Genomic DNA, 22928 nt, shown 5'->3' with positions numbered 1-22928 from the left:
TTTTATGCAATAAGTTGTTCTATAATTTATCATTGAAATTTTAAAAATCTATACGATCATTTTAGATATTTCTTTTTTTGGTTTGTACAAAAGAACAAACCGCTATAGATATTTTTAACTATAGCGGCTTGTTATATTTTGATATTCTAGTTATTTTATAGAATTAATAAATTCTTCAGTATTGTATACTTTACTAGATAACATTGTATAGTTTACCAAAGCCGACTCTGCACCGTTTAATCCTGGTAGTATTGCAGAGGCGGTAGCATCATTAACAACAGCTACTTCAAAACCATCTTCCAAAAGTTCTCTTAAATGCGATTCAACACAAAGATTACCCGACATCCCAGCTAGTACTACTTTGTCGAAACCAGCTTTTCTTAACTGTAGAGACAAATCATTACTCTCTGGGCCGTAAACTTTATGAGGTGATGTTACTATCACATTTTTACCATCAATATATTTTTTATACCTAGGTAACCAATCTGCACCTGATCCTTCAAATTTTTCTAAGCTTAACGCATCTGTTCTATCAAACATTTTAATGTTATGCATAAGTACTTCTAGAGTACCTTCAAATTTCCACTGGTGATCATGAGGATAATAATAGTGAGGAGAAACAAAAACTGTAATGTTCTTCTCAGCGGCCATATTAAATATCTTTTCTAAATTCTCTCTTGTTTTATTTGCCACAACACTTTCTCCAACTGCTCCCCATGCAACACCTTTTTCGCTTAAAAAGTCATTTTGAGGATCCGTTATTACGATTGCAGTTTTATCATCAAAAGTAAAACCTGGTACAGGGAGTTGTGCAAATGTTTGATTTGTTATTGCAAATACCATTGCAACTACTACTAATTTTAAATTTTTCATTTTTTCTAATTTTGAAGTTATTACTAATTTGTATTACAAAAATGCGAATGCAAAGGAGGGAATAGATAGACTTAATTTCCTTACATATATGCAATTTTGCCTATTGATTATAATTTTGGTGCCACAGGGAAATCAATATCAACTTGGGTGATGTTATGAAATAAATTTGTAATGGTTATAATACCAATAGCCATTACCAAGTCTACCAAATTCTCTTTTGTATATCCTACTTCATAGAATTTTGCAGTTTCTTCTTCACTGATTTTTCCTCTGGATATTGCGATGGATTTTGAAATACTAGCTAACGTATCATATTTATGATCCCAACTTGCTTTCCCTGATCTTAGTTCAATGATTTGATCATCATTAAAACCGTTCATTTTACTTATAGCTGTATGGGCTGATTGGCAATATCTACAATCATTAACTTGACTTACAGCCAAATCGATTACTTCTTTTTCTTTTTTAGAAAAGGAAGTTTTGGCATTAGAAAATTCTAGGTAGTTTTTTAAAGCATCATTAGAATGAGCCATTGCCGCATATATATTAGGTACAAAACCTAGGGCATTTTGAAGGTTATCAAAAATAGTTTGATTATTTTCAGAAACTTCTCCTTTTGTTGGAACTGTAAAATTTGTTGTCGTTGTCATAGTCTTTATATTTTAAATTATTATTAATTAATTTTAACAATACAAAGTTGCAACGATAATGGAGCAGTTGGGTAGACAACAATACCTCAAGAGTATGTAATTCTTCCCTTTATTTTTTTTCTTTAAATTCTGTAGGAGATATTCCTTGTTTTTTTTTGAAGAATCTCCCAAAAGTCTGTAAATCCTCAAAACCTATTTCATAGGCAATTTCTTTTATACTTTTACTGGTATAGGTCAATAACCTTCTTGCTTCAAGCATTTTTCTATCTTGAATATATTGCAAAGGTGATTTATGAGATAGTTTTGAAAATAAATTTGAAAGAGTTTTGGGAGATTTGTGCAACATCGCGGCATACTCAGCTACCGTATGATTGGTTTTAAAATGCTGTTCTACCAAAAAATTATATTCTCTTATGATATCTGTTTTATTATTTTCTAGCTTATCATAATTATGAGAAGACTTGTAGATACGTGTACAAAGAATAATAAAACGTTTTAACATAGACTGCAACATTTCTTGTTGTAATTCATCATTTGACTGTATTTCTATTTCGAACATTTTCCAGACGGTTTGGAATGTCTCTAATTCTTCATTAGGTATGGAAAATATTGGTAATTGAGAAGCTCCAAAAAACAATATTCCTTTACAGCCTACTTCACTGTCGTGATCAACTACGCAATAAAAAGGTCTATTAAATCTAAGCATTTTTGCATTACAAACCTTTGAAATATCTACTTTATGAAACTCTGTTAAACAAATAATTTGATTAGCCAAAGGGTTAATTTCGATATTGTCAATAGTAATACTATTGTTATTTGTTTCAAACCAAAGAAATGTCAAAGGATTTTCGAGTGTTTCTGTTTGAGAATAACAATTATTACTATGAATTTTTTCTAACTGTAAATATTCTAGTGACTTTCCTTTATAGATCATTGGTTTTATTTTGGTATACTCTTAATAATACTTTTGGGTAAAAGCGAATTATTATAAAACCAAAGTTACTAGTTTTTTTACCGTGATCAATTGGTGGCACTACAACTGTTGTTTTAGAAATTCATCTAATCTATTAAATACAGAACCCCAACCATTTAAAATGCCCATTTTTTCTTGTTCTATTTTGTATGCTTCAGTTGGATGAATGACATTGAACGTAAAGTCGGTTTTATCTCCTTTTTTTTTGAACAATGATTCTATTTCAACTCCTTCTGTCATGGGCCTAAAATTTGCAAGCGAAAGAATTTTTTCTAGTTCGACGATTTCAATGTATTCTCCTTCGGCAATAAAATCTTGCCCATTGGGCATTGGCATTGCATATTTCCATTTACCACCAACTTTAAAAGTGTGCGCTATTATTTTTGTATTCGAGCCTTGAGGATTCCACCATTTAACAATATGCTCAGCTTTTGTCCATGCCTCCCAAACCAGTTCTATTGGTGCGTTAAATGTTCGGTTAATCGTTATTGTTCTGTTTGATTTATCCATTTTTTTTATTTTTTGATTGTAATTCTATTAGGTAATTTTCGAAGGAATCGATTTTATCTTCCCATAACTTCTTGTATTGTTCTATCCACAAAAATGCAGGTAATAAATTTTGTGGTTGAATTTTACAAAACCGTTCTCTTCCTTTTTGATAAATTTCAATTATGCCGCATTCATTAAGTATTTTAATGTGTTTTGATATTGCAGGTCTACTGATATCAAATTCTTCGGCTACATCATTAATCGTTAAAGATTCTTTTGATATTAATTGAATTATATCCCTTCGCACAGGGTCGGCAATGGCCTGAAAAACATCTCTTCTCATAATTTTAATGTAACCAATTGGTTACAAATATAAATGTAACTATTCAGTTACGCAAATATTTTTTACTTTTTTAATTGATTAGAAATATGCTAACGATAAGAATTATAATGACAGGAGGAGTATAATTGGATTCTTGAAACTCCAAAAATGAAAAATGGAGTCATTAGAAAAACCCCATACTTTTTTTACTGCCTATAAGTTTACCCTAACCATCGTTAACAAAATCAATATAAGTGTCAATATACCAATGGTACTTGTAAAGATTCCTGTTCTTTTAGATTTTACCCAGCCGGATAATGATATAATGGCTGATAAAGCCAAAAGTCCAATCATAAAAGTAAACAGGCCTATTATTCGTGGTATTAAAAAATCGTTGATAGTCACGTTTTTTATGTACCCTCCTGGAGTCGTTATCATTGAAATTTGTGTCATCGCAAAAACAGAAACAAGAAAACATCCTGCAGATATAGTTCCGAGTTTTAAAATCCTGTTTATTAGTTTATCATTTTTATCTGAAACTAATATATTGGCCACTATAGCAATAGAAAAACCACTTAATAGAGCACTAATCAAAATTGTTTGATTAGCCAAAGTATTCCAATATTCTAATGTTATTCCCATAATATATATCACCTTTTTTTAATAAGTTGAATTGTTCTTGATTCAAATATATGAATCTAAGTCGAACAAAGACATCATGATAAAGTGACTAATCAGAGGTTGGTTTTATTATTTGTTTATATAATGAACTACTATAGAATTTTCTGTCATCACCAAGTACAATCATGGCTGTGGCTATAAAATAATGAGAAGAATCTGTAATTAAATCCCCATTTTTATTAATGCCCAATCTTAATCTATCAATTTCAAAACCTCCATATATTAGTGGTATATCATTAATGGTAACATTAGAATTTTTTATGTAGAGGTATCCATTTTTTAACTTGTAGCGTAGAGAAGTGCTATCGACTATTTTAGTGTTTTTAATTAACGAACATACAAGAGTATTTTTTTCTTTTACCCTAAGATTAACAACGTAATTATTCCTATACTTAGCTATCTCTTTTCTAAAAGTAGTATCAATAATTTTTAAACGAGCAAAGAGATTAAATACAGTGTCATTTTCTATTATTTCCAGGTTATAATCTTGATATTTCCGGACCTCTTTTGAAGCGGTAATAGCAAAGTTTTTGTTTATTAATTGTATGTTATTTTTAGTTAATCCAATATTTTTATCAACACTATATTTCTCCTTAAAAGAAGCGCATCCCATAAATGTTATTAGTGATGTGCTAAGAAGTAATGTTTTTATGATTTTTTCAACAGGCTTTAATTTCATTTTTTAACTTTCGATTTGATCATTTTTTTTATAAGTGATATTTGCCCGAGATGATAATAGCTATGTTCTATAATCCCTTCAATATTTCTTAAATATGTTCCATACTTTTTATCAACGAATGGCTCATCAAATTTCGAGTCAGGCATTTTTTGAACATATTGAACAAATTTTTCGGAGTTAAATAAAAAATCGGCAACTAGATTTTTCCAATCTGTTTCTGAATTTATTGGAGGCATGTCAAAGCTGAATTTGTCTCTAATCTCGAGTTCTCCACCATCGAATACATTTATTAATCCACCTAGATAATAATTGATATGAAAGGTTAGTGCTGCTATTGTATTTAGAGATTCAACTTTTTGAATAGCCTGATTCCAGGTTACACTTTCTACTTGTTCTTTTATGTTGGTATTAGCAACCCAACGTCCATTTAGTAATACTTCTTGTAATCTATTTGCAATAAATTCACTCCTGTTCATTTTTCAAGTTTGATTAGATGTTACTTATATTTTTGTAAGCTTAGTTGAGGTGTATAAACATCTAATGTACTACATACGAACAGAATAAAAAACCTATGAGCGTTTACATAAATAAGCCTACATCGGGATTTATGTTTTTAGTTTCATTACTTTTTCTAACAATGGAGCAAGTTCGTTTTCTGTTACGGTGTCGTTATTCCAAAAACTCAAAACACAACTAACATAATTATTTCTCACTTGAGTAGCCACGTAGTAAATGGTCAATGTTTTTCCTCCAGATGCACTTGCCAAAAGAGAAGTTATTCCTGTAAAATCATAAATCACTTTTTTGGCTTTAGTTTGTGTTCCTTCAAATTCTATTTCTACAGTTTCTTCCGAAATTACTTTTCCGTTTTTTCTTGATTTTGTTATCGTTAATTGTTGTTCTATGGTATTTTTCGCATCTTCTAAGCCCTTATGTACAGACCAATTCATTTCTCCTTTATAAGGACATTGTACTGCATTTACATTGGTCCAATTACAACTCATCCCTAATTTAATTTTTCTACCAGCAAAATTGATACTGTCCATGTTTTTTGACGCATAATTTTCTTTTGGTATTCTTTTTTGAATTATAGAATTGATAATTGTTCGTTCTAATTCTTTATTCCTTTTATTAATAGAACTAAATTGAATAATTGTAATTCGTTTCTCTTGGTTTTCTATAAAATAATGTGAATTGTTTTGAACCAAATCCTCAGTAAGTTTTTTATCATTGCCTACATAGTAGTTATTATAATTCAATTGCTCGTCTTGAGTTTTAGTTTCATCTTTTTTTATAGCATATTTACGATATACTTTTTTTAAGCTTTTTTCAGTAAAAGGATAGTTTAAAGTTTGACTGCTTATTGTATATCCATCGATGTTGTATAAAGTCAATCCAGTAGTATTGATGGCTTGTAATCTTTCAAAAATGTTATCATTTTGAGCAAACGATATAGCAAAAACAAAAAATAATAAGAATAGGAGTATTTTTTTCATAAAGTATTAGGCAATTAAAAACGAATAGATTAATCTTTTTTTGCTAGCAGTCATTTTTACATTTTTGAATGTCCTGTTGCGTTAAATATATGGCAAGTAAAGCAGAAAACAAGTTTTATAGTTTCATAAAAATTAAATCTAGTTATTCTGGTTCAACCTCGAACTATAATCATTTTTGATATCGGATTTTAATATGAGGTGTTATTTTATTTTCAACCATTTAGTAATTCCGTTCTGGTTCGCCGTAATACCTATAACTTCATCTTTGTCGTTGCGCAAAAATGTAGGTTCTATATTGGCCTCAGTTGATTTAAATTTGTCTTGATCAATCGCTTTTATTTGCACTTCTGTTCCTTGTGTTTCAGGAAAATATACCATTAAAATGTCTTCAAATAATCTTATTTCTACGACTTTAGAATGATTTGCCATTTGATAGGTACCCAGAAGTTCTTTTATTTTTTTATAATTAAGTGTTGTTTTGATAATGAGAAAATTGTCCATGCCTTAGTAATAAATATCCATTCCACAGTCTTTCATTTCTATCTAAAATTGCACTGTAACAAAACATAAGAAATGATGAAAACAAAAATCCCTTTACAGTTAACAGCCCTAGGATTAGTTATAGGACTTTCGACTCAAACATTTTCTAAATCTAAAAACAACAACATGAAAGAGACAACAAAAGAAAAAATCGGATTATTAGTAACAATGAAAGCCAAATTGGGAAAAGAACAAGAAGTTAAAGATTTTCTAATTGGTGGGTTGGCATTAGTTAACCAAGAGTTACAAACAGAATCTTGGTTTGCATTTCAGATAGACGATAGAACATTTGGAATATTTGACACTTTTGAAAATGAGAAAGGAAGACAGGCACATTTATCTGGAGAGGTAGCTAAAGCACTTTTGGCAAATGCCGACAGCCTATTAGAGCATTTTGAAGTAACCACTAATATCCAACCGTTTAATTTGCTAGCTTCTAAATTAATTAATGGAGAGGAACATAAAGGTTTACTTGTGATCATGAAATCTAAAGAAGGTAAATCAGCAGATGTTGAAAATTTTCTATTAGCAGGAAAGGAAATGGTAAACGATGAACCCAAAACTATATCTTGGTATGCAATCCAGTTGGATGATAATACCTTTGCAATATTCGACACATTTGCTAATGATAAAGGAAGAAATGAACACTTAAATGGACAAGTGGCTGCTGCTCTTATGGAAAATGCTCCAACAATTCTCGAAGGTTTTGAAACAACCGCTATACAAAAAATAGATGTTTTAGCTTCGAAATAATTTTTTTACATTTAGAAAGGAGTGCAGCAACACTCCTTTCTTTTTTAATTCTGAATTCTAAATTATTTTAAGAAAGATATACTTACAATACTCGACCTATGACACAGATTATTATTGATAAGCAAAATGGAGAATTAGCATTTAGATTAGAGCAGTTTAATGGGCTTAATCAGTTTGATCATTTACAGCGAAAAAATTACTACTCTCTTATATTACTAAGAAGTAACCTATCTAAGTTGGTGGTAGATTTTTCAGAATATCAACTCAAAGAGCATCACATGATCTGCCTATCTCCTTATCAACCATTTATGCTAGCGTCAGAAGAAGAATGCTCTGGTTTTTTATTAAATTTTCATCCAGATTTTTTTTGTACCTATAGGCATCAGAATGAAATTGAAACAGAAGGTGTTCTTTTTGGTAATTTCCATTCTCGTCCTTTTTTTAAAATATTCGAGGAAGAATTGTTTTCTAACTTAATAGATCAAATTTCTAGAGAAATGAATAGAGAATCTATTGCTCAACATGAAGTTCTTGTAGCGTTTCTGAAAGTTTTTCTTATAGAATCTGTGAGACAAAAGAAGAAATTCGACAAGGATACCGTGCCGAAGTCCACAAATAGAAAATCAGAAGTCTTACAACATCTCGTAGATACAATCGAGAGTAATTATTTTAGGATACACTCACCACAAGAATACGCCGATATGTTATGTGTGAGTTCCAAAACACTTGCCGGAATCGTAAAAAAATATCTTAATCAAACTCCAACATCTTTAATTACCAATAGAATTGTAATAGAAGCCAAGCGAGAACTTTATTTAACCTCCAAGCCTGTAAAGCAAATAGCTGCTGCCCTTGGATATGAGGATGAGTTTTATTTTAGTCGATTTTTTAAGAAAAAAGTTGGTGTATCACCTGATACTTATAGAAAAACAGTAGGTTTTGCTAAGTTAGAAAAAGGATAAGCTATTTATGAAGAAGAAAGAAAATGAAAATAAAAGAGTAAAAAAGCCTTGGCCCACTAAAGAGGCTATGGAACAGGTTTACGAAAAAAAACTTTGGGGAGGTAATACATCCAAATTTTATTCAGGAACAGGCTCACATCATCCCGAGATGGTAAATCCATATGTAGATGTTTTAACATCGTTTTTAATGTCTTTTAAAAAGCCTCTTACAGTATGTGATTTAGGTTGTGGAGATTTTAATGTTGGGAAAGAACTGGTGCAACATACCAAAAAATATATAGCTGTAGATATTGTAACAGATCTTATAGATTATAATAAAGAAAAATTTAAAGTAGAAAACTTAGAATTTCGTTGTTTGGATATTGCTGTAGATAATTTACCTTCTGGAGATTGTGCCGTATTAAGGCAAGTGCTACAACATTTATCAAATACGGAAGTACAAAGTATATTAAAAAAGTTAAGTGATTTTAAATATGTGATTATAACAGAACATATGCCAGAAGGAGATTTTATACCCAATAAAGATATTATTTCGGGGCAAGGAATTAGACTAAAAAAACAAAGTGGTTTAGATGTAGTAGCTCCGCCATTTAGCTTAAAAGTAAAAGAAGAAAAACAATTATTGTCTGTTCTCATAAATGATGATAAAGAGGTAATAGTTACTACGCTTTATAAATTTTTTTAAAAGACAGTGATGTTAATACCTCTGTATTTTATTTAATTACTACATAGATCCGTTTATGACCAAATAAGTATGTTGTTGTTTGTCATGATGTTAATTTGGTGTTTACCCAAACTAATTATGTAATTTTACTAAGAGTTAGTTCTAGTTATCTTATGATCGAATTACCAATCAATATTTTTAATTTCATAATTTTTTCCTCTTTAATCATTGGTCTCACCTTTGGATTACTATTAATTTTAGTAAAGAGAATAAACCGTAAAGGGAATCGATTTTTAGGATGCATACCGATCATTATCGCGCTGTGGAATTGTTGGGTATTAGGAATAGATTTTAAACTCTATGAGTCTTTTCCGTCTTTAAATTTAATACCATTTCAATATTCATTGGCTCTTGGTCCTTGTATATTTTATTATACCAAATACATTACGGATCAAAGTTTTAAATTCAAAAAAAAATACTTATTCCATTTTACTCCGGTATTGATTGAAGTAATTGTCTCAATAGTGCAAGGATTTGAAAGCATAAAAAAAGGTATACCTAATTATGAGACAGCCACTTTCTTTATTTTCAGTCCATTATTGCAATTAGCTTCAATAATCTCTGTAGTTCTCTATAGTTTATACTCGTTAAAGGCTATTCGGAATTATCACATCTGGATAAATAATAATTACAGTAATAGCCATGGTTACAATCTAAATTGGTTATATAGATTAATCAGTATTTTTTCTATCCTGTGGCTGTTATGGGTTCCATATACCATTGTTGATTATGTTGTTTTTGATTATGGTTTGGGAGTACGACATTATTATCCACTCTATATTTTAATGGCCATAATCACCATATGGATAAGTGCCGAGGGTTTTTTACGTCCCGAGGTTATTTTATTAGATTCGTTACGAAAATCGCTACGAAAAGATGTCGTTCGCTCTAATGAAATAATAGAACAGGCAAAATGGCTAAAGGAACAAATGGAAACAAATCTATTTTATTTAAATTCTGAATTAACCCTTGGTATTTTGGCTAAGGAATTAAGTCTTCATCCAAACAATGTTTCTCGTATCATTAATGAAGGATTGCAAAAGAGCTTTTCAGATTTTGTGAATGAATATAGGATTGATGCAGTAACTCAAAAGTTGAGCGATACCCAGTATAACAAAATCACCTTATTAGGAATAGCATTTGATTGTGGGTTTAGCTCTAAAACAACATTTAATAGAGTATTTAAAAAAGCAAAGGGTAAAACGCCTATAGCATACAAAGAAGAACTTAAAAAAATGTAGTGTCATATTATAAATTGGAGCGATTGGTTTATGGATTTCTCTTTTTTTTGTTTCTCCAAAAAAGATAGTACATCAATCAAGTTTATGTTATGACGAACAGAATAATAATTAAAGGATTAGTTCTAGTACTCTTAGTATTTGTTTCTGGTTGTTACGAATCAACAACAACAAAAGAAAACAGAGTGATTATTACCGGTAATGTGAGTTCATCGCATTACAACAAAATTCGATTGACAAATAAGCCAATCCCAATACAAAACGAATGGTCCGTGGCCACCGATACTTCAGGGATTGCTACGATCATTGATAAAGAAGGGGATTTTAGATTTGAAATAGAGGTCGATAAACCTAACTTTCAAAGGATAATATTTGGGGATAGAACAATACCACTTTATTTAAGCCCCAATGATAGTATATCAGTAACCCTAGATTCTGTAATACGTATAAATGGCTCTAATGCTCATTTGAACAACTATTTTCTACAACAAAAGGAAGAATTGGATATATCAGAACATTATGTTCAAGAAAACCTGGCTAGTATATATGCCTTGGATGAAATTAATTTTAGAAAGCAATTGGATTCTTTAAAAGAATCTAATATAAGACAGTATCATACGTTCATTAATGGTTATGAAAATGTTCCTTCAGAGTTTAAAGAACGTTGTATGGCTAACATTAATTACCTCTATAAATATTATCAACTTCTGTATCCATCGGGTCATGAAATTGTAACCGGTAAAAAGGCTAATTTACCTAAGAACTACCTTAATGAAATGTCTGAAGGGTTGAATAAGTTTCAGTTTCTAAACGATGAAAAGTATGTTACTTATCTCGATAAATATGTTGAGGTGATGTCTGCGGGCGATTTAAAAGAAAGAAGGTATGATAATTTGCCAACAGAAAAAATACGTGCACGTTATTACACAATTAAAAACCTTTCAGTAAATGATGAGATTAAGGACTATTTGTTTGAACAACATTTTAAAATATGTGCTATAAACTATAGCTCTAAACATTGGAAAGGTATTTTGGACGATCTTGAAAAATCTAACAAGAACATAAAATTAGTATCAAAAATCAAAAAACAGTATCAGAAATCAAGTGAACTAAGGAAGGAACCTAACGATATTAGAAAATATAAACAAGTGAATGATACTAATCTTGACGCTCATATTTTCTATCCAAAAGAACATCAAAAAGATAATGCTAGTCCTGTTTATATTTATTTTCACGGAGGGGGTTGGAGTTTGGGTATGGCAGAATCTGGATATAACACTTGTAAAAGAATGTCTGAGAAAGGGATGGTTGCTATTTCATTTGAGTACAGGTTAATTGATGTTTATGGAAACGATATTCAGAAAAGTTTAGAAGATGCAAAATCGGCAATACGATGGGTGAGATCACAGGCTTCGGTATTAGGCATAAATCCGGATAAAATTGTGGCAGCAGGTTTTTCGGCAGGGGCTCATTTGGCAGCTTCGACTGCAATAATTAATGATTTCGTTTCAGAAGATAACAAAGATTTCAGTTCTATACCAAATCTAGTGATTACTCAATCCTCTAGTTATGATTTGACCAAAGGAGATGGTTGGTTTGATGGGGTTTCTAGAGGGCATGCTACATCTATATCGTTACTTCAAAATGTAAAAACAGGTTTACCGCCTTTTCTTTCATTTCATACTACAGAAGATTATTTGGCTCCCATTTATGAATTTTTTCAATTTAAGACGTCCATGGAAACCCATAAGAACGATTTTCAATTTCAAGTTTTTGAGGGAGTTGGACATTTTTTTAGGGATAAAAACGCTCGTGAAAAGTTGAATGTTATTAGAGATAAGTATCTAATTGCTAGAGGATATATAACCGGTCAAGGTGATGACTAATTTTTATAGATTATAGATGAGGTATTTTAATACTATGTTGTTTAGATTCTAATTTCACCTTTGTTTCCTGTTAAAGTATCGTCTTAGGACATAATTTCTCAAAATACTCAAAGCGGTTAAGTATAATGTTATTACTATATTTTTTCCAGAGTGATTTTCTATACCTAATATCGGAAATATGATGTGTAATGAAATCATAGTAATAAAAAAACCAATGCTCACATTAGCCAAACTTTCTAGCAACGATTGTTTTTTAGTCTGCATTGCGAAGTAGTTGAATTTTTGATGATATATCTTGTTTATTTATTTGGATAATTCTGTAACCCGAAGTAGTAGTTTCTATTTCTATTTTTTTAGAACTTTTTTTAACTTGAAACGCAATAGCCGGAGTAATATGTTGAGTTATATTCTTATGAATTAAAGAACTTTCTGTGTGATAGTGGCCACAATAAATTGTTATCTTATTTGTAGTTTTTGTTAACATTGAGAGTACTTTATCTCTGTTCTTAAGCTTACCGATTTCATCAACTTTTAAATTAAGACCAAGGATAGGATGATGAATAAAAATAAGTATAGGTTTAGGGTATTTGAGTTCTTTTTTTAGCCAAATTAACTGCCGATTGTCAATGATCCCTTCAGAAGAATCTAAGAAAATGAATTTATGGTGCTTTTTTAGAACGCTATTATAGATTTTTTGTGAATGATAATCCGCTCCGTGATTGTAATATTTTAAAATTTCAATAAACTTGTCATGATTACCTAGTGCAAGGGATAAAGTTTTTGTTTTAAGTTTTTTGAAAAAATATTGAACCCCTTTATTTTCTCCAATATCTCCAGTGCATATAATTTGAGTTATGTTTTTGGCTTCAATATCTTTTAAAATAAGGTCAAATCGTTTTCTTGCAGAAACAGAATTGTTAAAAGGATACGATTCATCCAAATGTAAGTCTGTAATATGAGCTATTGTTTCAATCATTTATTTTGATTCTATCAAGAACAAAAATAATGTTGAGTTTTATGATGGATTTACAAAATCTTGCGGATTTTATAAATTTTTTCTGAATTGAGTAGGAGAAAATCCTGTATGTCTTTTAAATATATTCGAGAAGTAAGAAACGTTATCAAAACCACAAGCAATAGCAATATCAAAAATAGAATTTTTCGAATATCGAAGTTTTGTTATTGCTTTTTCTAAGCGCACAGTTGTAAGATAACTTAGAGGAGTTTTCCCATTAATTTCAGTAAATAGTCGATGTAAATAATATTTGCTAATCCCAATATCTCTACTAATTATATCAAGAGAAATATCTTCATTAAGGTTGTCATTTATATATTCTTTAGCTTCTGTTACTAATTTATATAGCTCTTTTTTGGTATTATGTTTGACTACTTTTAGTTTTTTAAAATTGGCATCGATATTTGTTTGTTCTTGAACAATTAGTTCAGAAATCTGAATGAACAAATTATCGATTTGTTGTTTGAAAATAAGTTGGTCATGCTCATATAGGTAAGCAATTTTATGTAGTAAATTATGTATTTTATTATTTGATTTTTTTTGAGTTACTTCAATAAATTTAAAAGAAGAATTGCCGTTGGTATGATAGCTATTAATTTCATTAATTAATTTGGGAGACAGGAAGAAGGATAGTCCTTTTGTTCCTTTTTTTGCTTCTGTAGTAATTTTACTGTCATTATTTAAAATTAAATATTGATTTTTTGAGACCTCAATATCTTGATTGTTGTAGTGATAGCTTTTTGTTCCCTCAATAACATATTTTAATGTATACGTTGATGTATATGATATAGAAATATCATTTGAATGATTCGAATACAACATCTTATTATCCAACTGATTTGAAAAAGTAGGAATTGTTGTTATTTCTTCAAGTTTTATCATACACATTTAAATAAGGGCATTCTATATTTAAGTTCAAAAATGTTTATATTATTAAACGTTATTAAGCCTTATACTTTGGCTATTCATTACTACGTACAAAAGTATAGTATTTACTATTCTTTATCATTCAATTCTTGATTTATCAATTTAATCAGAGAATTCATATCACTCTCAAAATTAGGGTAGGTTTTTTCATAAAGTTGATCGGCTACACCTAGATAATTTAACAAGATGTTCTCTAATTTTTTAGATTTTAATAAGTGTTTATTTGATGATGTTCTTGATGAGTTATTAACCCCTAATTCCTCAGATAAACCGATATCATCAAATACTACTTTATAGTATCCATCAGCTTGTATGTGATTGATTGTTTTATTAAGTGATTTTTTAACCGCCCTTTCTTGATCTTGTACGGTAGTTAATTTACTTTCCCATGATCTCAAAACACCACGAATACTATCATTTTGAATATCTTTTAAACCACCAGAGGATATGAGCTCTATAAAGGCGCCATTCTCATAGTTCATGCTTATGGCTCTTGTGATTGGCATGAATAGGAGATCAGATAACTTACTCTCATCGAGTGCAACAATCGCCGAATCTGAATCCATAAGATTTAGGATTGTTCGGGTATCGGCAATGATGGTTCCTAGGTCTTTTTTTTCATTTGATAATGCAACGAGATTGTTTTTCATTTCTCCTTTAATTAAGGCTAGATAATTGCGTTGCTTTTGATTCTGATCGGCTTTTGCTTTTTGGCTGTTTAGCTGAAGCGCTATTAAAATACCAATAACGACAAGAACAATCTCCCCAACGGCATAAAAAATGTATTTACTAAACTTATTCTTTGCTAATGCGTTTTGCCTAATTTTCCTAAAGATTTTTATCATTGGGTATGTGGATCATAATGAGTGTTAACCTTTGCTACATGATTAGTCGCTTGGTTTGAGCAACTAAAATAGGAAAAGGAAATCTAACCTTAGAAAAATCTTTAAGTTTTCCTTTGGGAATACGAGGTTGTCTAATTTTATGAGAATTAATTGTTTTTGGTTTTTTTTATTTGTGTAATATTCCTAGATATGCTTCCCAAGGCCCAACATTAGTCTTATACTGCTTAGCCATAACTCTTGAAATTTGAGCTATGTGCCCCAAGTCGTGTACAACCCAAGTTGATATTAATTGTTCAAGTGTTACTTCACCTAATTCGGGATGTATTCCTTTACGTTCAAAATCTTCGTGGGTAAGATTTAGAGATTTTAGCTCGATAAGGTTATTTTTTCTTAATTTTTTAAATTCGGTAATTAAATCTACAATCGTTTTATCTTGTTTTTCTTTTAATTGAGCGAATCGATCAAATGGTTGGAACATCCTATCTTCAGATTGATTCAGAATTATTGTTGCTCTAACCATCCAATCTGTTTTTTCTCCAAATATTAGATGTCCTAAAATATCATAAGGACTCCATGTATTTTCACCTTCATTTGATTTTACCCAGTCACTTGATAAATCACGTAACATAGATTCTAAAGTGATTGGTGTTCGTTCTAATATTTCAATTGATTTATTTAAGTTGAATTTCATTGGTAATGAGTTTTTAGATGTACCATAATCTTAATGAAGAGAAGTGTAATATTACAGGTAAAGATAGTTTTATATGTGGTGTTACCTGTTTATTCTTTTATCAGTCCTTTGTTATTTTCTTTTGGCTCAATCAAATCCCACATGTTTCCGTACAAATCTTCAAATACAGCCACCATGCCGTATTCATATTCTGTAGGAGGCCTCACAAAATTTATTTTTCTATCAATCATTTTATGGTAATCTCTCCAAAAATCATCAGTATAAAGAAATAAAAACACCCTGCCTCCAGTTTGATTCCCTATACTTTTGGACTGCTCATTATTAGCTGCTTTTGCAAGTAGTAAACTACATTCTTTTGCTCCTGGGGGAGCAACCATTACCCATCGTTTATTGATGTCAATTTTGGTATCTTCAAGAAGTATAAAATCCAGTTTATTAATATAAAAATCGATAGCTTCATCATATTCTTTAACCACTAACGCAATATGTGCTATTTTTTGTTTCATTATTTTTTAGATACGTTGTTGAAGAAAGTTTTTTTTTATTTCTTAGATTTTTCAATAGCCGGAACAATATATTGATTCATAATTTCATCAGTATAAGGATGTGCATTACGATTGTTATAATTAGTAGTTGTTATTACTGCAGCCAAACCTAGATCAGAAACAACAACAACTTTTTGTCCTCCATTTCCTGACATATAGTACGACTTATACTTTTTTTTGCTTCCAAAACTTTTAAGCCAAAATAAATACCCATAATTAACACCTTCTCTAGCATTAGCTTTTGGAGTTGTTGCCTTAGATAGCCAAGATTTAGGGATTATTTGTTGTTTATTCCAGATTCCATTATTTAAACATAATTGCCCTAATTTTAGTAAATCTCTACTTCTATATTCACTTCCACCAGCAGTATTTAATATATTATGAGGTGTATAATGCAATGTGTAATCTTCGATTTCGAGAGGTTTAAAAAGGTGTGTTTTTGCAAATTCAACGAGATCACCTTTAATTGCCGATTGTAAAATTTCTGCCATAGCTGAAGCCCCTGCGGTACAATAACTAAAAGCACGACCATAAGGTTGATCCTCTGGTTTAGGTTCCCAAGGGTAAGAACGAATGGGGAGATCCAAATAAAACTTGGTCCAATCTTCGATACTGTACATGCGTTCTTCATTACCCCTAGAATAACGATTGTTATCATTGCACTCCAATACAGAGCTCATTGTAAGTAAATCTTCTATACTAATCTCTTCTTTTCTTTTGTCAGGATTTTTTACAGGGATTTTATATTGTAGATACTTAAATATTTTATCTTTTTCGGATTTCACAAATCCTTTTTTTATCGCAATTCCCGTTAACAAAGTCGCCATGGTTTTAGTGGTAGAACGGGTGTTGTGTTTGGAGTTAATGTTATTATTGTTGTAGTATTTTTCAAAAAGTACTGTGCCATTTTTAGCAATCAGGATGCTAGTAATTTGTTCATATTTTCCCGAAGAAACAATACTATCCATCGATTTTAATAAAGAACTTTGAAATTGATTTACTTCTGAAAAATTGAGTTGAGCACTTAATTGTAATGAATAAAAAATACAAGAGATAATTAATAGATAATATTTCATCGAAAAATATTTAATAGTTTATGTATTCAAACCTAGAGAATCCAACAATAAAAAAATAGAAAGAAATTAACATCAAATAATTTTATTTCTATACTGCTTTGGTGTTATTCCCATATATGTTTTGAAAGTTCGTATAAAGTGACTTTGATCAGAAAATCCGCAATTAAAAGTAATATCGAGAAATGATTGATTCGAGTTTATAATTAAATGAATTGCCTTTTTAATTTTTTGTTGACGAATATAATCTCCTAATGTAGTCGACAAATATTTAGGAACTGCCCTAGATATATGTGCAGGGTGTACATCTAATTGATTAGAAAGGTACTCTAAACTCAGATTTTCATTGTCTTGATGAAGTATTTCTTTTAAAGAATTTATCCAAGGGGGGGCGTTATTACTTTTAATAGTTTGAACAGATTCAATGTTTTCACATATTTGAAATAATAATACATCTATTGAAACTTCAGAAAAAGTATCTTGAAATTTGAACTCAGAATATAATTTGGCTAGGATGTGATGGATCTTGGGGTTTTCAATCATTTTACTTCCTTCCCAAAGGGCAACATCCAGTTGCTTGTTTTTAAACCAATCTCTTTCAAATTCAATATGAAAACCTCTAGCATGAGTAGATTCTTTTGAGTTATAATGAGGTTCTTGCCAGTTATGAAGCAATAAACTACCTGGTGGGCAAATCGTTTTTTGTTTCTTATTAACATCATACAAATCACCTTGTAAAAGATACATTAGGTATGGATTTTCATGAAAATGCCAATCTGTTTTGGGTATCAGATAATCATACTCAGAAAGAATAACCCCATTCAAATTATGTTCGGATTTCATCGAACCGTAATATTTGCCTTTTGTCAATATTTTCATGTGTTTATTTTAATTACTCATAAGAGTATTATTTATGAAAAGTAGTGAATTTGCATGCACATTTTTTTGATTAACAACGGTATTTAAATTTATGAAATTCAATTTAGTTTATACATATTTATTCGCTCCGTTCTTTAAAGTAAGTATTTGGTGTGTTATTTTTATTTTAGTAAAGTAATTAAACTCTATCAATCATTGACATAGTATTTAAGGTACAATGTGCGATAATTAATGGCCATAAATTTCGCCCAAATTTCACATATCCTATCCCCATCACTAGACCAATAAGCCCTACTGTTATGGATCTTACGGATAGATCATTAGAATGCCTGAAACCAAAAATTATTGCTTGTAATATAACGGCAATTGCTGTTGCAAATGTTGTAGATGAAAAAAGACGTTCTAACCAATTTATTAAAAAACCTCTGTCTAATAGCTCTTCTAACATAGACTCCACTAATACGGCTGGTATAATGGTGAAAAAGAGTAGCCAATTTCCTTTTAAATCTCCGAATTTGGAAGCAGAATTATGAGAGTAATTATCTTGTATTATAGAAAAAGGAAGATAGTCTTTAATAATATGAAAAAACATTATTGATAACACGGTGACCACTAAGATACCGATAGAGATTAATAAGGTTCTTTTGATATTCTCAGGCTTACGTAGTCCAATATCTTTCCATGATATATTTCGGACTCTCATTCTCCAAGTAGCTATGATTAATGTTGAGAAAGACCAAAAAAGCCCATTTACAATAAAACCCACTTTCGGGAAGTATATTTCCCGTATTAAAAACATTATCGATATGTAAATAATTAGGTCAAATAAAAACCCTCTTTGATTAGTTGGTTTTCTTAAGTATGGAGAAATCTCTTTTTGTTCACTAGTCATACAATTACCTATAATTGTTCGGTAATCATATGACTATGATTATTGATAAATGGTTACAATTTTAGTTTTATTTATTATTATACAGAGTTGTATTTTGTTTTTCCGAAAATTTTTCGGTTAATAAATCCCAGAGTTCGGCATACCCATTATCATATCCCAGGCACCAAACCCCAACACCGCCAATATTATTGTTTTTTATCCAATCATATTTGATTGATAGCGATTTTACATCTTCAAAATAGAGTTGTCTAAAGATATTGCTGCTATCTTTTATGGTCATATAGCTGGAAGAACTATTGGTGTCGAATTGTAAGGGAATACCTAAAGAATCAATATCAATTTTTCTTATTGATTTGTATGGCGGATGAGATTTAAATTTAACGACATTGGCACCTATTTTGTCACTACTTGTATACCATTCTGCCCCATAGTAAGGAAGGCCGACAATTAGTTTTTTAGGAACGACTCCTTTGTTTTTGTAATGAGTAATTGAGGTAACGAGCCCATTTCCAAATTTTTTACTATTTGTAAAAGGCGTTACAGGTCCAGCGATTTTACTAAAACCGCCATAGTAATCATAACCCATTAGAGTATAGAAATCTATATGTGAATCTATAGCGTTAATGTCGAATATATTATTCCAATCAATAGCATATAGCGATAATGAAACCATATAAGATGGATCGATTTTTTTTAATCTTTCTGAAGTACGTATGATAAACTTTGAAAACTCTATTTTCGACTTTTCGGGAACTCCTTCAAAATCAATATTAATACCATTTGCTCCCCTATAAGCTAATAAATTTGATACGCTATCTATTAATGTGTTTTGTGCTTCTATATTTTTTAGGAAAACAGTATTATTTGCTTTGCCAAAATTAGTAATAGAAAGAAAGACTTTACAGTTGTGCACTTTGGCACTATCCACCAGAGCAGTGGTTTTCCATTGATGAATATTTTTGTAACTACCTGTTTTGGGCTGTATACTATACGAGTGATAAGAAACTCCCCATAACATGGAGAAATTATACGTTTTATAAGAAGATCCATTATAATACGGGTGCCACCCAAATGTTTTATAACGACTATCAAGTTTTCCTTCTTTATACATTACTTTTTTGTTAGAAATACTACTTACACTATCCCAGTGTTCCTCGGTTGTGTAATTAGCATCTTTTAGTGTCTTATCATCTAAATGGCGTTTGCTAATGGATTTAATTTTGCCCGAAATGATAGTCGAATTTTTATCCTTAATGTCACTGCGACATCCTATACATACGATATATAAGACAAGTATGTTGATTAATATCTTCATTTAATTTTACGTAAAGATCTTATTTTGCTTTTGTCAATGCCATTTTTACAGCAAGTCCGGTCAACACTGAAGCCATAAACCATTTTTGTATTCTTAACCAAATTGGTTTTTTTGAGAACCAGCTTGCCATTTTTGCTGCGGATATAACAATCAAAAAATTGATTGTAAAACTGATTATAACCTGTATAATCCCAAGTTGAAAACTTTGACTTAAAATAGAACCATACTCGGGTTTTATAAACTGAGGAAAAAAAGAAAGATAAAATATAGCCATTTTTGGATTCAACACATTTGTCATTAATCCAATGTTAAACAGTTTAAGAGGTTTGTCGGATTTTAAGTTTTGATCGGCATCAAAAATCTTATTTTTAGATGTAACAGTGTTGTATGCCAAATATAATAAGTAACCAATACCAATAAATTTGACCACTAAGAAAGCGTAAGGAATGGCAAAAAATATTGCCGTAAGTCCAAAAGAAACCATCAATATATGAAATATGAAACCACACATTACTCCAAAAAGAGATAATAACCCGGCATTTTTTCCTTGTGACAGTGATCTTGAAATTAGATAAATCATATTCGGTCCAGGAGAAATGACCATTATCAATGCTGCTAACCCAAACAATAGTAAATCATTAATTGGTATCATAATTCTATTTTTAGTAGTTTTTTTAGCTATTATACCTATTTGGCATTGGTATTATCTATAACGGATAGAGCTACTTGAGTTGATAATTATTCGTGTACTTTGGTTAAATCAAGTTTAAATTCACCATCTGATTCAAAAGTATATTTATAGTCGATACTTTGATCCATTTCATTATTAAATACCAATAGCAGTTTAAAATCACTAACTTTTTCTTTGAACGTAACCGATAGCTCAAAATCTGTATTAAAAGTAGTTATCTTTTGTGGTAACCTCGCATCTACATCTATATCGCCTTCTAGTATCTCTACCTTTGTTAATGCACAAGCTACACCATGACTTTCAAACTCTACTGTAATACGATCTTTACTATTGCGGTACATATAATCAAAATGAATCACAGGTTCAAAAGAATTATCTATAGAATGAATACGCATGTTTTCTTCGTTTTCAAAATATTTAAAACCGCAATCTTTATAACCATTAAAGAAAGTATACTCATTACATATGCCTTTTCTTATATAATCTTTATTAACCTGTACTGTTTCAAAATCATCTGAGTTTAATTCATATAAAAAATCAATGTCCTCTAATGTTTTTTGCTTGTATGTTTTTTCAATCTTTGCTAGAGTAAGAGATTCTCCATCAATTTTTAAAACTTTGAGATAATGAGAGGCATCATAATAATGGCCTCCTGTACGTTTTAAACTAATAATATCATTTGCTTTTAAGTTTTCGAGACCATATTTTACAGCTTTAACTTCACTTTCAAGAATTCCATTTTGTTTCTTATAGGTAACATAATCTTCTCTAAACTCATTAAATAGATAATTTAAAATGAAGAAAAGAGCTATCGCAGGTAGTACTAACAAATATCTATAATTGCGTTTGTTTCCATTTAATGATAATACTCTTGTTTTAGAAATAGAATCGTGCCAACCAGTATCTCCTAAAAAAGAAAATGTATTGAAAGGTATTTTTCTAGAGAATGATCTTGCCAAAATAGTATCAGATTTAACCGCTATTTTTTCTGTACCCGACACAAACGTTTGGGTTAAAAATTTAGCTGGTGTTCTATTAAATAATACTTCGAAAAACACATAGTAAATTACCGAACTAAAAAGAAATAAGATGGTTAATGAATATCTTTCTCCGAACAACTCCATCAAACTATTTAAAAAGTCACGAGGTAATATTTTAAACGCATTAAATGTCAAGCCTATATAAAGAAAAGTATCAATGATTAAATGTACAAAACGCTTATACTTAGAAGCTTTTACGTATTCTTGTTTTTCACTTTCGGGAAACTCATTGTTTTGTACAATCAATCTTAATTTTTGATCCGTAATTTTTAAAACAATATAGCTAAAGAACAATAAAATTAAATCTCGAATTAAAAAAACAATTGCCAATGGTTCTAGTATAGTAAACCTATAAAATTGACTAAAAACAAAAATTAACAAAGACACCCATGTAGAAAAATGAATGACGGCATATATAAATTGTAATAAGTGTTTTTCTTTCTTTTTGGTATACACATAAACAATGCTAGCCAGCAAAAACACAAAATTAAAAGCTAAGTGTAAACCATTACTTCTAAAGGTGTCTCCTCCAGTAAATGTACCTCCTCTAACGTCGAAAATATCTACTCTCATGAAATTTAGATCTACATATTTAAAGAAATGGGATAGCCAAATAATTACTTGAGAGTATTCGGTGTAAATCATTAATAAACCTAGGATCAAACCTAATAATGCTAGTAATAATGAAATTAAACCGATCTTATTATTTACCTTATTCTCTATGTTTTGTACTACTCTTTTCATAAAAA

Annotated in this window: 26 protein-coding genes; 6 read left to right on the top strand and 20 right to left on the bottom strand. The window is 30.3% G+C overall.

Going from position 1 to position 22928, the window contains the following annotated elements; genetic code table 11:
- Positions 1-150: 150 nt before the first annotated feature.
- The 5 genes from DK508_RS14070 to DK508_RS14050 all read right to left on the bottom strand — a co-directional run bounded on the left by DK508_RS14070 (position 151) and on the right by DK508_RS14050 (position 3328).
- A complete protein-coding gene (locus DK508_RS14070; RefSeq protein WP_109301433.1) occupies positions 151-873 on the bottom strand; it encodes an isochorismatase family protein in 723 nt (240 codons plus the stop codon).
- A gap of 107 nt (positions 874-980) precedes the next feature.
- The gene (locus DK508_RS14065; RefSeq protein WP_109301432.1) at positions 981-1523 is read right to left on the bottom strand and encodes a carboxymuconolactone decarboxylase family protein; all 543 of its coding nucleotides are present in this window, start codon (positions 1521-1523) and stop codon (positions 981-983) included.
- Between the two features lie 109 nt (positions 1524-1632).
- Positions 1633-2457 carry an AraC family transcriptional regulator gene (locus DK508_RS14060; RefSeq protein WP_109301431.1) on the bottom strand — a complete coding sequence of 275 codons (825 nt, stop codon included), beginning with the start codon at positions 2455-2457 and terminating at the stop codon, positions 1633-1635.
- Between the two features lie 99 nt (positions 2458-2556).
- Complete coding sequence (locus tag DK508_RS14055) at positions 2557-3006, bottom strand: SRPBCC domain-containing protein (protein WP_109301430.1); 450 nt, start codon at positions 3004-3006, stop codon at positions 2557-2559.
- Complete coding sequence (locus DK508_RS14050; protein WP_109301429.1) at positions 2999-3328, bottom strand: helix-turn-helix transcriptional regulator; 330 nt, start codon at positions 3326-3328, stop codon at positions 2999-3001. Before DK508_RS14050 ends, DK508_RS14055 begins: the two co-directional genes overlap by 8 nt.
- A 154-nt stretch (positions 3329-3482) precedes the next feature.
- On the opposite strand from DK508_RS14050, the gene DK508_RS14045 reads away from it, so the two are divergent.
- Positions 3483-3911 carry a hypothetical protein gene (locus tag DK508_RS14045; protein WP_109301427.1) on the top strand — a complete coding sequence of 143 codons (429 nt, stop codon included), beginning with the start codon at positions 3483-3485 and terminating at the stop codon, positions 3909-3911.
- A gap of 126 nt (positions 3912-4037) precedes the next feature.
- Here the strand turns inward: DK508_RS14045 and DK508_RS14040 are convergent, their stop codons facing one another.
- From DK508_RS14040 to DK508_RS14025, 4 genes are all read right to left on the bottom strand, one after another.
- Entirely contained in the window at positions 4038-4667 is a 630-nt protein-coding gene (locus DK508_RS14040) for a hypothetical protein (protein ID WP_109301425.1), read from the bottom strand.
- The gene (locus DK508_RS14035; RefSeq protein WP_109301424.1) at positions 4664-5143 is read right to left on the bottom strand and encodes a DinB family protein; all 480 of its coding nucleotides are present in this window, start codon (positions 5141-5143) and stop codon (positions 4664-4666) included. Before DK508_RS14035 ends, DK508_RS14040 begins: the two co-directional genes overlap by 4 nt.
- A 129-nt stretch (positions 5144-5272) precedes the next feature.
- Positions 5273-6163, bottom strand: a complete 891-nt coding sequence (locus DK508_RS14030) for a hypothetical protein (RefSeq protein ID WP_109301423.1) — start codon at positions 6161-6163, stop codon at positions 5273-5275.
- A gap of 201 nt (positions 6164-6364) precedes the next feature.
- Positions 6365-6664 carry a hypothetical protein gene (locus tag DK508_RS14025; RefSeq protein WP_109301422.1) on the bottom strand — a complete coding sequence of 100 codons (300 nt, stop codon included), beginning with the start codon at positions 6662-6664 and terminating at the stop codon, positions 6365-6367.
- Positions 6665-6739: 75 nt separating this feature from the next.
- On the opposite strand from DK508_RS14025, the gene DK508_RS21480 reads away from it, so the two are divergent.
- The 5 genes from DK508_RS21480 (at position 6740) to DK508_RS14000 (ending at position 12266) form a co-directional block, all read left to right on the top strand.
- On the top strand, positions 6740-7456 hold the full coding sequence (locus tag DK508_RS21480; RefSeq protein WP_109301421.1) for a putative quinol monooxygenase: 717 nt from the start codon (positions 6740-6742) through the stop codon (positions 7454-7456).
- A 98-nt stretch (positions 7457-7554) separates the two neighbouring features.
- Entirely contained in the window at positions 7555-8418 is an 864-nt protein-coding gene (locus DK508_RS14015) for a helix-turn-helix domain-containing protein (protein ID WP_109301420.1), read from the top strand.
- 7 nt (positions 8419-8425) lie between these two features.
- Positions 8426-9103: a class I SAM-dependent methyltransferase gene (locus tag DK508_RS14010; RefSeq protein WP_109301419.1), complete on the top strand. Its 678-nt coding sequence runs from the start codon at positions 8426-8428 to the stop codon at positions 9101-9103.
- Positions 9104-9255: 152 nt separating this feature from the next.
- Entirely contained in the window at positions 9256-10383 is a 1128-nt protein-coding gene (locus DK508_RS14005; RefSeq protein WP_109301418.1) for an AraC family transcriptional regulator, read from the top strand.
- An 89-nt stretch (positions 10384-10472) separates the two neighbouring features.
- Positions 10473-12266, top strand: coding sequence for an alpha/beta hydrolase (locus tag DK508_RS14000; RefSeq protein WP_109301417.1), 1794 nt, complete (start codon positions 10473-10475; stop codon positions 12264-12266).
- 253 nt (positions 12267-12519) lie between these two features.
- On the opposite strand, the gene DK508_RS13990 is transcribed toward DK508_RS14000, so the two are convergent.
- The 11 genes from DK508_RS13990 to DK508_RS13940 all read right to left on the bottom strand — a co-directional run bounded on the left by DK508_RS13990 (position 12520) and on the right by DK508_RS13940 (position 22923).
- Positions 12520-13242 carry a metallophosphoesterase gene (locus DK508_RS13990; protein WP_109301415.1) on the bottom strand — a complete coding sequence of 241 codons (723 nt, stop codon included), beginning with the start codon at positions 13240-13242 and terminating at the stop codon, positions 12520-12522.
- Between the two features lie 69 nt (positions 13243-13311).
- Entirely contained in the window at positions 13312-14163 is an 852-nt protein-coding gene (locus DK508_RS13985) for an AraC family transcriptional regulator (protein ID WP_160114718.1), read from the bottom strand.
- Positions 14164-14276: 113 nt separating this feature from the next.
- Positions 14277-15053: a DUF6090 family protein gene (locus tag DK508_RS13980; RefSeq protein WP_109301413.1), complete on the bottom strand. Its 777-nt coding sequence runs from the start codon at positions 15051-15053 to the stop codon at positions 14277-14279.
- A gap of 166 nt (positions 15054-15219) precedes the next feature.
- Complete coding sequence (locus tag DK508_RS13975) at positions 15220-15744, bottom strand: DinB family protein (protein WP_109301412.1); 525 nt, start codon at positions 15742-15744, stop codon at positions 15220-15222.
- A gap of 89 nt (positions 15745-15833) precedes the next feature.
- Positions 15834-16250: a VOC family protein gene (locus DK508_RS13970; protein ID WP_109301411.1), complete on the bottom strand. Its 417-nt coding sequence runs from the start codon at positions 16248-16250 to the stop codon at positions 15834-15836.
- Positions 16251-16285: 35 nt separating this feature from the next.
- Positions 16286-17365 (bottom strand): serine hydrolase, encoded by a 1080-nt coding sequence (locus tag DK508_RS13965; protein ID WP_109301410.1) that lies wholly within the window; start codon positions 17363-17365, stop codon positions 16286-16288.
- Positions 17366-17437: 72 nt separating this feature from the next.
- Complete coding sequence (locus DK508_RS13960; RefSeq protein WP_109301409.1) at positions 17438-18241, bottom strand: helix-turn-helix transcriptional regulator; 804 nt, start codon at positions 18239-18241, stop codon at positions 17438-17440.
- A 178-nt stretch (positions 18242-18419) separates the two neighbouring features.
- Positions 18420-19133 carry a CPBP family intramembrane glutamic endopeptidase gene (locus DK508_RS13955; RefSeq protein ID WP_109301408.1) on the bottom strand — a complete coding sequence of 238 codons (714 nt, stop codon included), beginning with the start codon at positions 19131-19133 and terminating at the stop codon, positions 18420-18422.
- Positions 19134-19200: 67 nt separating this feature from the next.
- On the bottom strand, positions 19201-20448 hold the full coding sequence (locus tag DK508_RS13950; protein WP_109301407.1) for a glycosyl hydrolase family 18 protein: 1248 nt from the start codon (positions 20446-20448) through the stop codon (positions 19201-19203).
- 19 nt (positions 20449-20467) lie between these two features.
- Positions 20468-21100 carry a LysE family translocator gene (locus DK508_RS13945; RefSeq protein WP_109301406.1) on the bottom strand — a complete coding sequence of 211 codons (633 nt, stop codon included), beginning with the start codon at positions 21098-21100 and terminating at the stop codon, positions 20468-20470.
- Between the two features lie 86 nt (positions 21101-21186).
- On the bottom strand, positions 21187-22923 hold the full coding sequence (locus DK508_RS13940) for a hypothetical protein (protein WP_109301405.1): 1737 nt from the start codon (positions 22921-22923) through the stop codon (positions 21187-21189).
- Between the last annotated feature and the right edge of the window lie 5 nt (positions 22924-22928).

The organism is Aquimarina sp. AU474 (assembly GCF_900312815.1).
Taxonomy (GTDB): domain Bacteria; phylum Bacteroidota; class Bacteroidia; order Flavobacteriales; family Flavobacteriaceae; genus Aquimarina.
The sequence above is the reverse complement of the archived record's forward strand: the minus strand, read 5'-3'. Positions and strand labels throughout refer to the sequence as shown.

What these genes read in the sequence shown, in the direction of transcription:
- DK508_RS13970 (WP_109301411.1), bottom strand. Translation starts at nt 16,250, where the DNA reads ATGAAACAAAAAATAGCACATATTGCGTTAGTGGTTAAAGAATATGAT.
- DK508_RS14000 (WP_109301417.1), top strand. Translation starts at nt 10,473, where the DNA reads ATGACGAACAGAATAATAATTAAAGGATTAGTTCTAGTACTCTTAGTA.
- DK508_RS14070 (WP_109301433.1), bottom strand. Translation starts at nt 873, where the DNA reads ATGAAAAATTTAAAATTAGTAGTAGTTGCAATGGTATTTGCAATAACA.
- DK508_RS13950 (WP_109301407.1), bottom strand. Translation starts at nt 20,448, where the DNA reads ATGAAGATATTAATCAACATACTTGTCTTATATATCGTATGTATAGGA.
- DK508_RS13990 (WP_109301415.1), bottom strand. Translation starts at nt 13,242, where the DNA reads ATGATTGAAACAATAGCTCATATTACAGACTTACATTTGGATGAATCG.
- DK508_RS14060 (WP_109301431.1), bottom strand. Translation starts at nt 2,457, where the DNA reads ATGATCTATAAAGGAAAGTCACTAGAATATTTACAGTTAGAAAAAATT.
- DK508_RS13955 (WP_109301408.1), bottom strand. Translation starts at nt 19,133, where the DNA reads ATGACTAGTGAACAAAAAGAGATTTCTCCATACTTAAGAAAACCAACT.
- DK508_RS14005 (WP_109301418.1), top strand. Translation starts at nt 9,256, where the DNA reads ATGATCGAATTACCAATCAATATTTTTAATTTCATAATTTTTTCCTCT.
- DK508_RS21480 (WP_109301421.1), top strand. Translation starts at nt 6,740, where the DNA reads ATGAAAACAAAAATCCCTTTACAGTTAACAGCCCTAGGATTAGTTATA.
- DK508_RS14065 (WP_109301432.1), bottom strand. Translation starts at nt 1,523, where the DNA reads ATGACAACGACAACAAATTTTACAGTTCCAACAAAAGGAGAAGTTTCT.
- DK508_RS14040 (WP_109301425.1), bottom strand. Translation starts at nt 4,667, where the DNA reads ATGAAATTAAAGCCTGTTGAAAAAATCATAAAAACATTACTTCTTAGC.
- DK508_RS13980 (WP_109301413.1), bottom strand. Translation starts at nt 15,053, where the DNA reads ATGATAAAAATCTTTAGGAAAATTAGGCAAAACGCATTAGCAAAGAAT.
- DK508_RS13960 (WP_109301409.1), bottom strand. Translation starts at nt 18,241, where the DNA reads ATGAAAATATTGACAAAAGGCAAATATTACGGTTCGATGAAATCCGAA.
- DK508_RS14010 (WP_109301419.1), top strand. Translation starts at nt 8,426, where the DNA reads ATGAAGAAGAAAGAAAATGAAAATAAAAGAGTAAAAAAGCCTTGGCCC.
- DK508_RS13940 (WP_109301405.1), bottom strand. Translation starts at nt 22,923, where the DNA reads ATGAAAAGAGTAGTACAAAACATAGAGAATAAGGTAAATAATAAGATC.
- DK508_RS14050 (WP_109301429.1), bottom strand. Translation starts at nt 3,328, where the DNA reads ATGAGAAGAGATGTTTTTCAGGCCATTGCCGACCCTGTGCGAAGGGAT.
- DK508_RS13965 (WP_109301410.1), bottom strand. Translation starts at nt 17,365, where the DNA reads ATGAAATATTATCTATTAATTATCTCTTGTATTTTTTATTCATTACAA.
- DK508_RS13945 (WP_109301406.1), bottom strand. Translation starts at nt 21,100, where the DNA reads ATGATACCAATTAATGATTTACTATTGTTTGGGTTAGCAGCATTGATA.
- DK508_RS13975 (WP_109301412.1), bottom strand. Translation starts at nt 15,744, where the DNA reads ATGAAATTCAACTTAAATAAATCAATTGAAATATTAGAACGAACACCA.
- DK508_RS13985 (WP_160114718.1), bottom strand. Translation starts at nt 14,163, where the DNA reads ATGATAAAACTTGAAGAAATAACAACAATTCCTACTTTTTCAAATCAG.
- DK508_RS14030 (WP_109301423.1), bottom strand. Translation starts at nt 6,163, where the DNA reads ATGAAAAAAATACTCCTATTCTTATTATTTTTTGTTTTTGCTATATCG.
- DK508_RS14035 (WP_109301424.1), bottom strand. Translation starts at nt 5,143, where the DNA reads ATGAACAGGAGTGAATTTATTGCAAATAGATTACAAGAAGTATTACTA.
- DK508_RS14045 (WP_109301427.1), top strand. Translation starts at nt 3,483, where the DNA reads ATGGAGTCATTAGAAAAACCCCATACTTTTTTTACTGCCTATAAGTTT.
- DK508_RS14055 (WP_109301430.1), bottom strand. Translation starts at nt 3,006, where the DNA reads ATGGATAAATCAAACAGAACAATAACGATTAACCGAACATTTAACGCA.
- DK508_RS14015 (WP_109301420.1), top strand. Translation starts at nt 7,555, where the DNA reads ATGACACAGATTATTATTGATAAGCAAAATGGAGAATTAGCATTTAGA.
- DK508_RS14025 (WP_109301422.1), bottom strand. Translation starts at nt 6,664, where the DNA reads ATGGACAATTTTCTCATTATCAAAACAACACTTAATTATAAAAAAATA.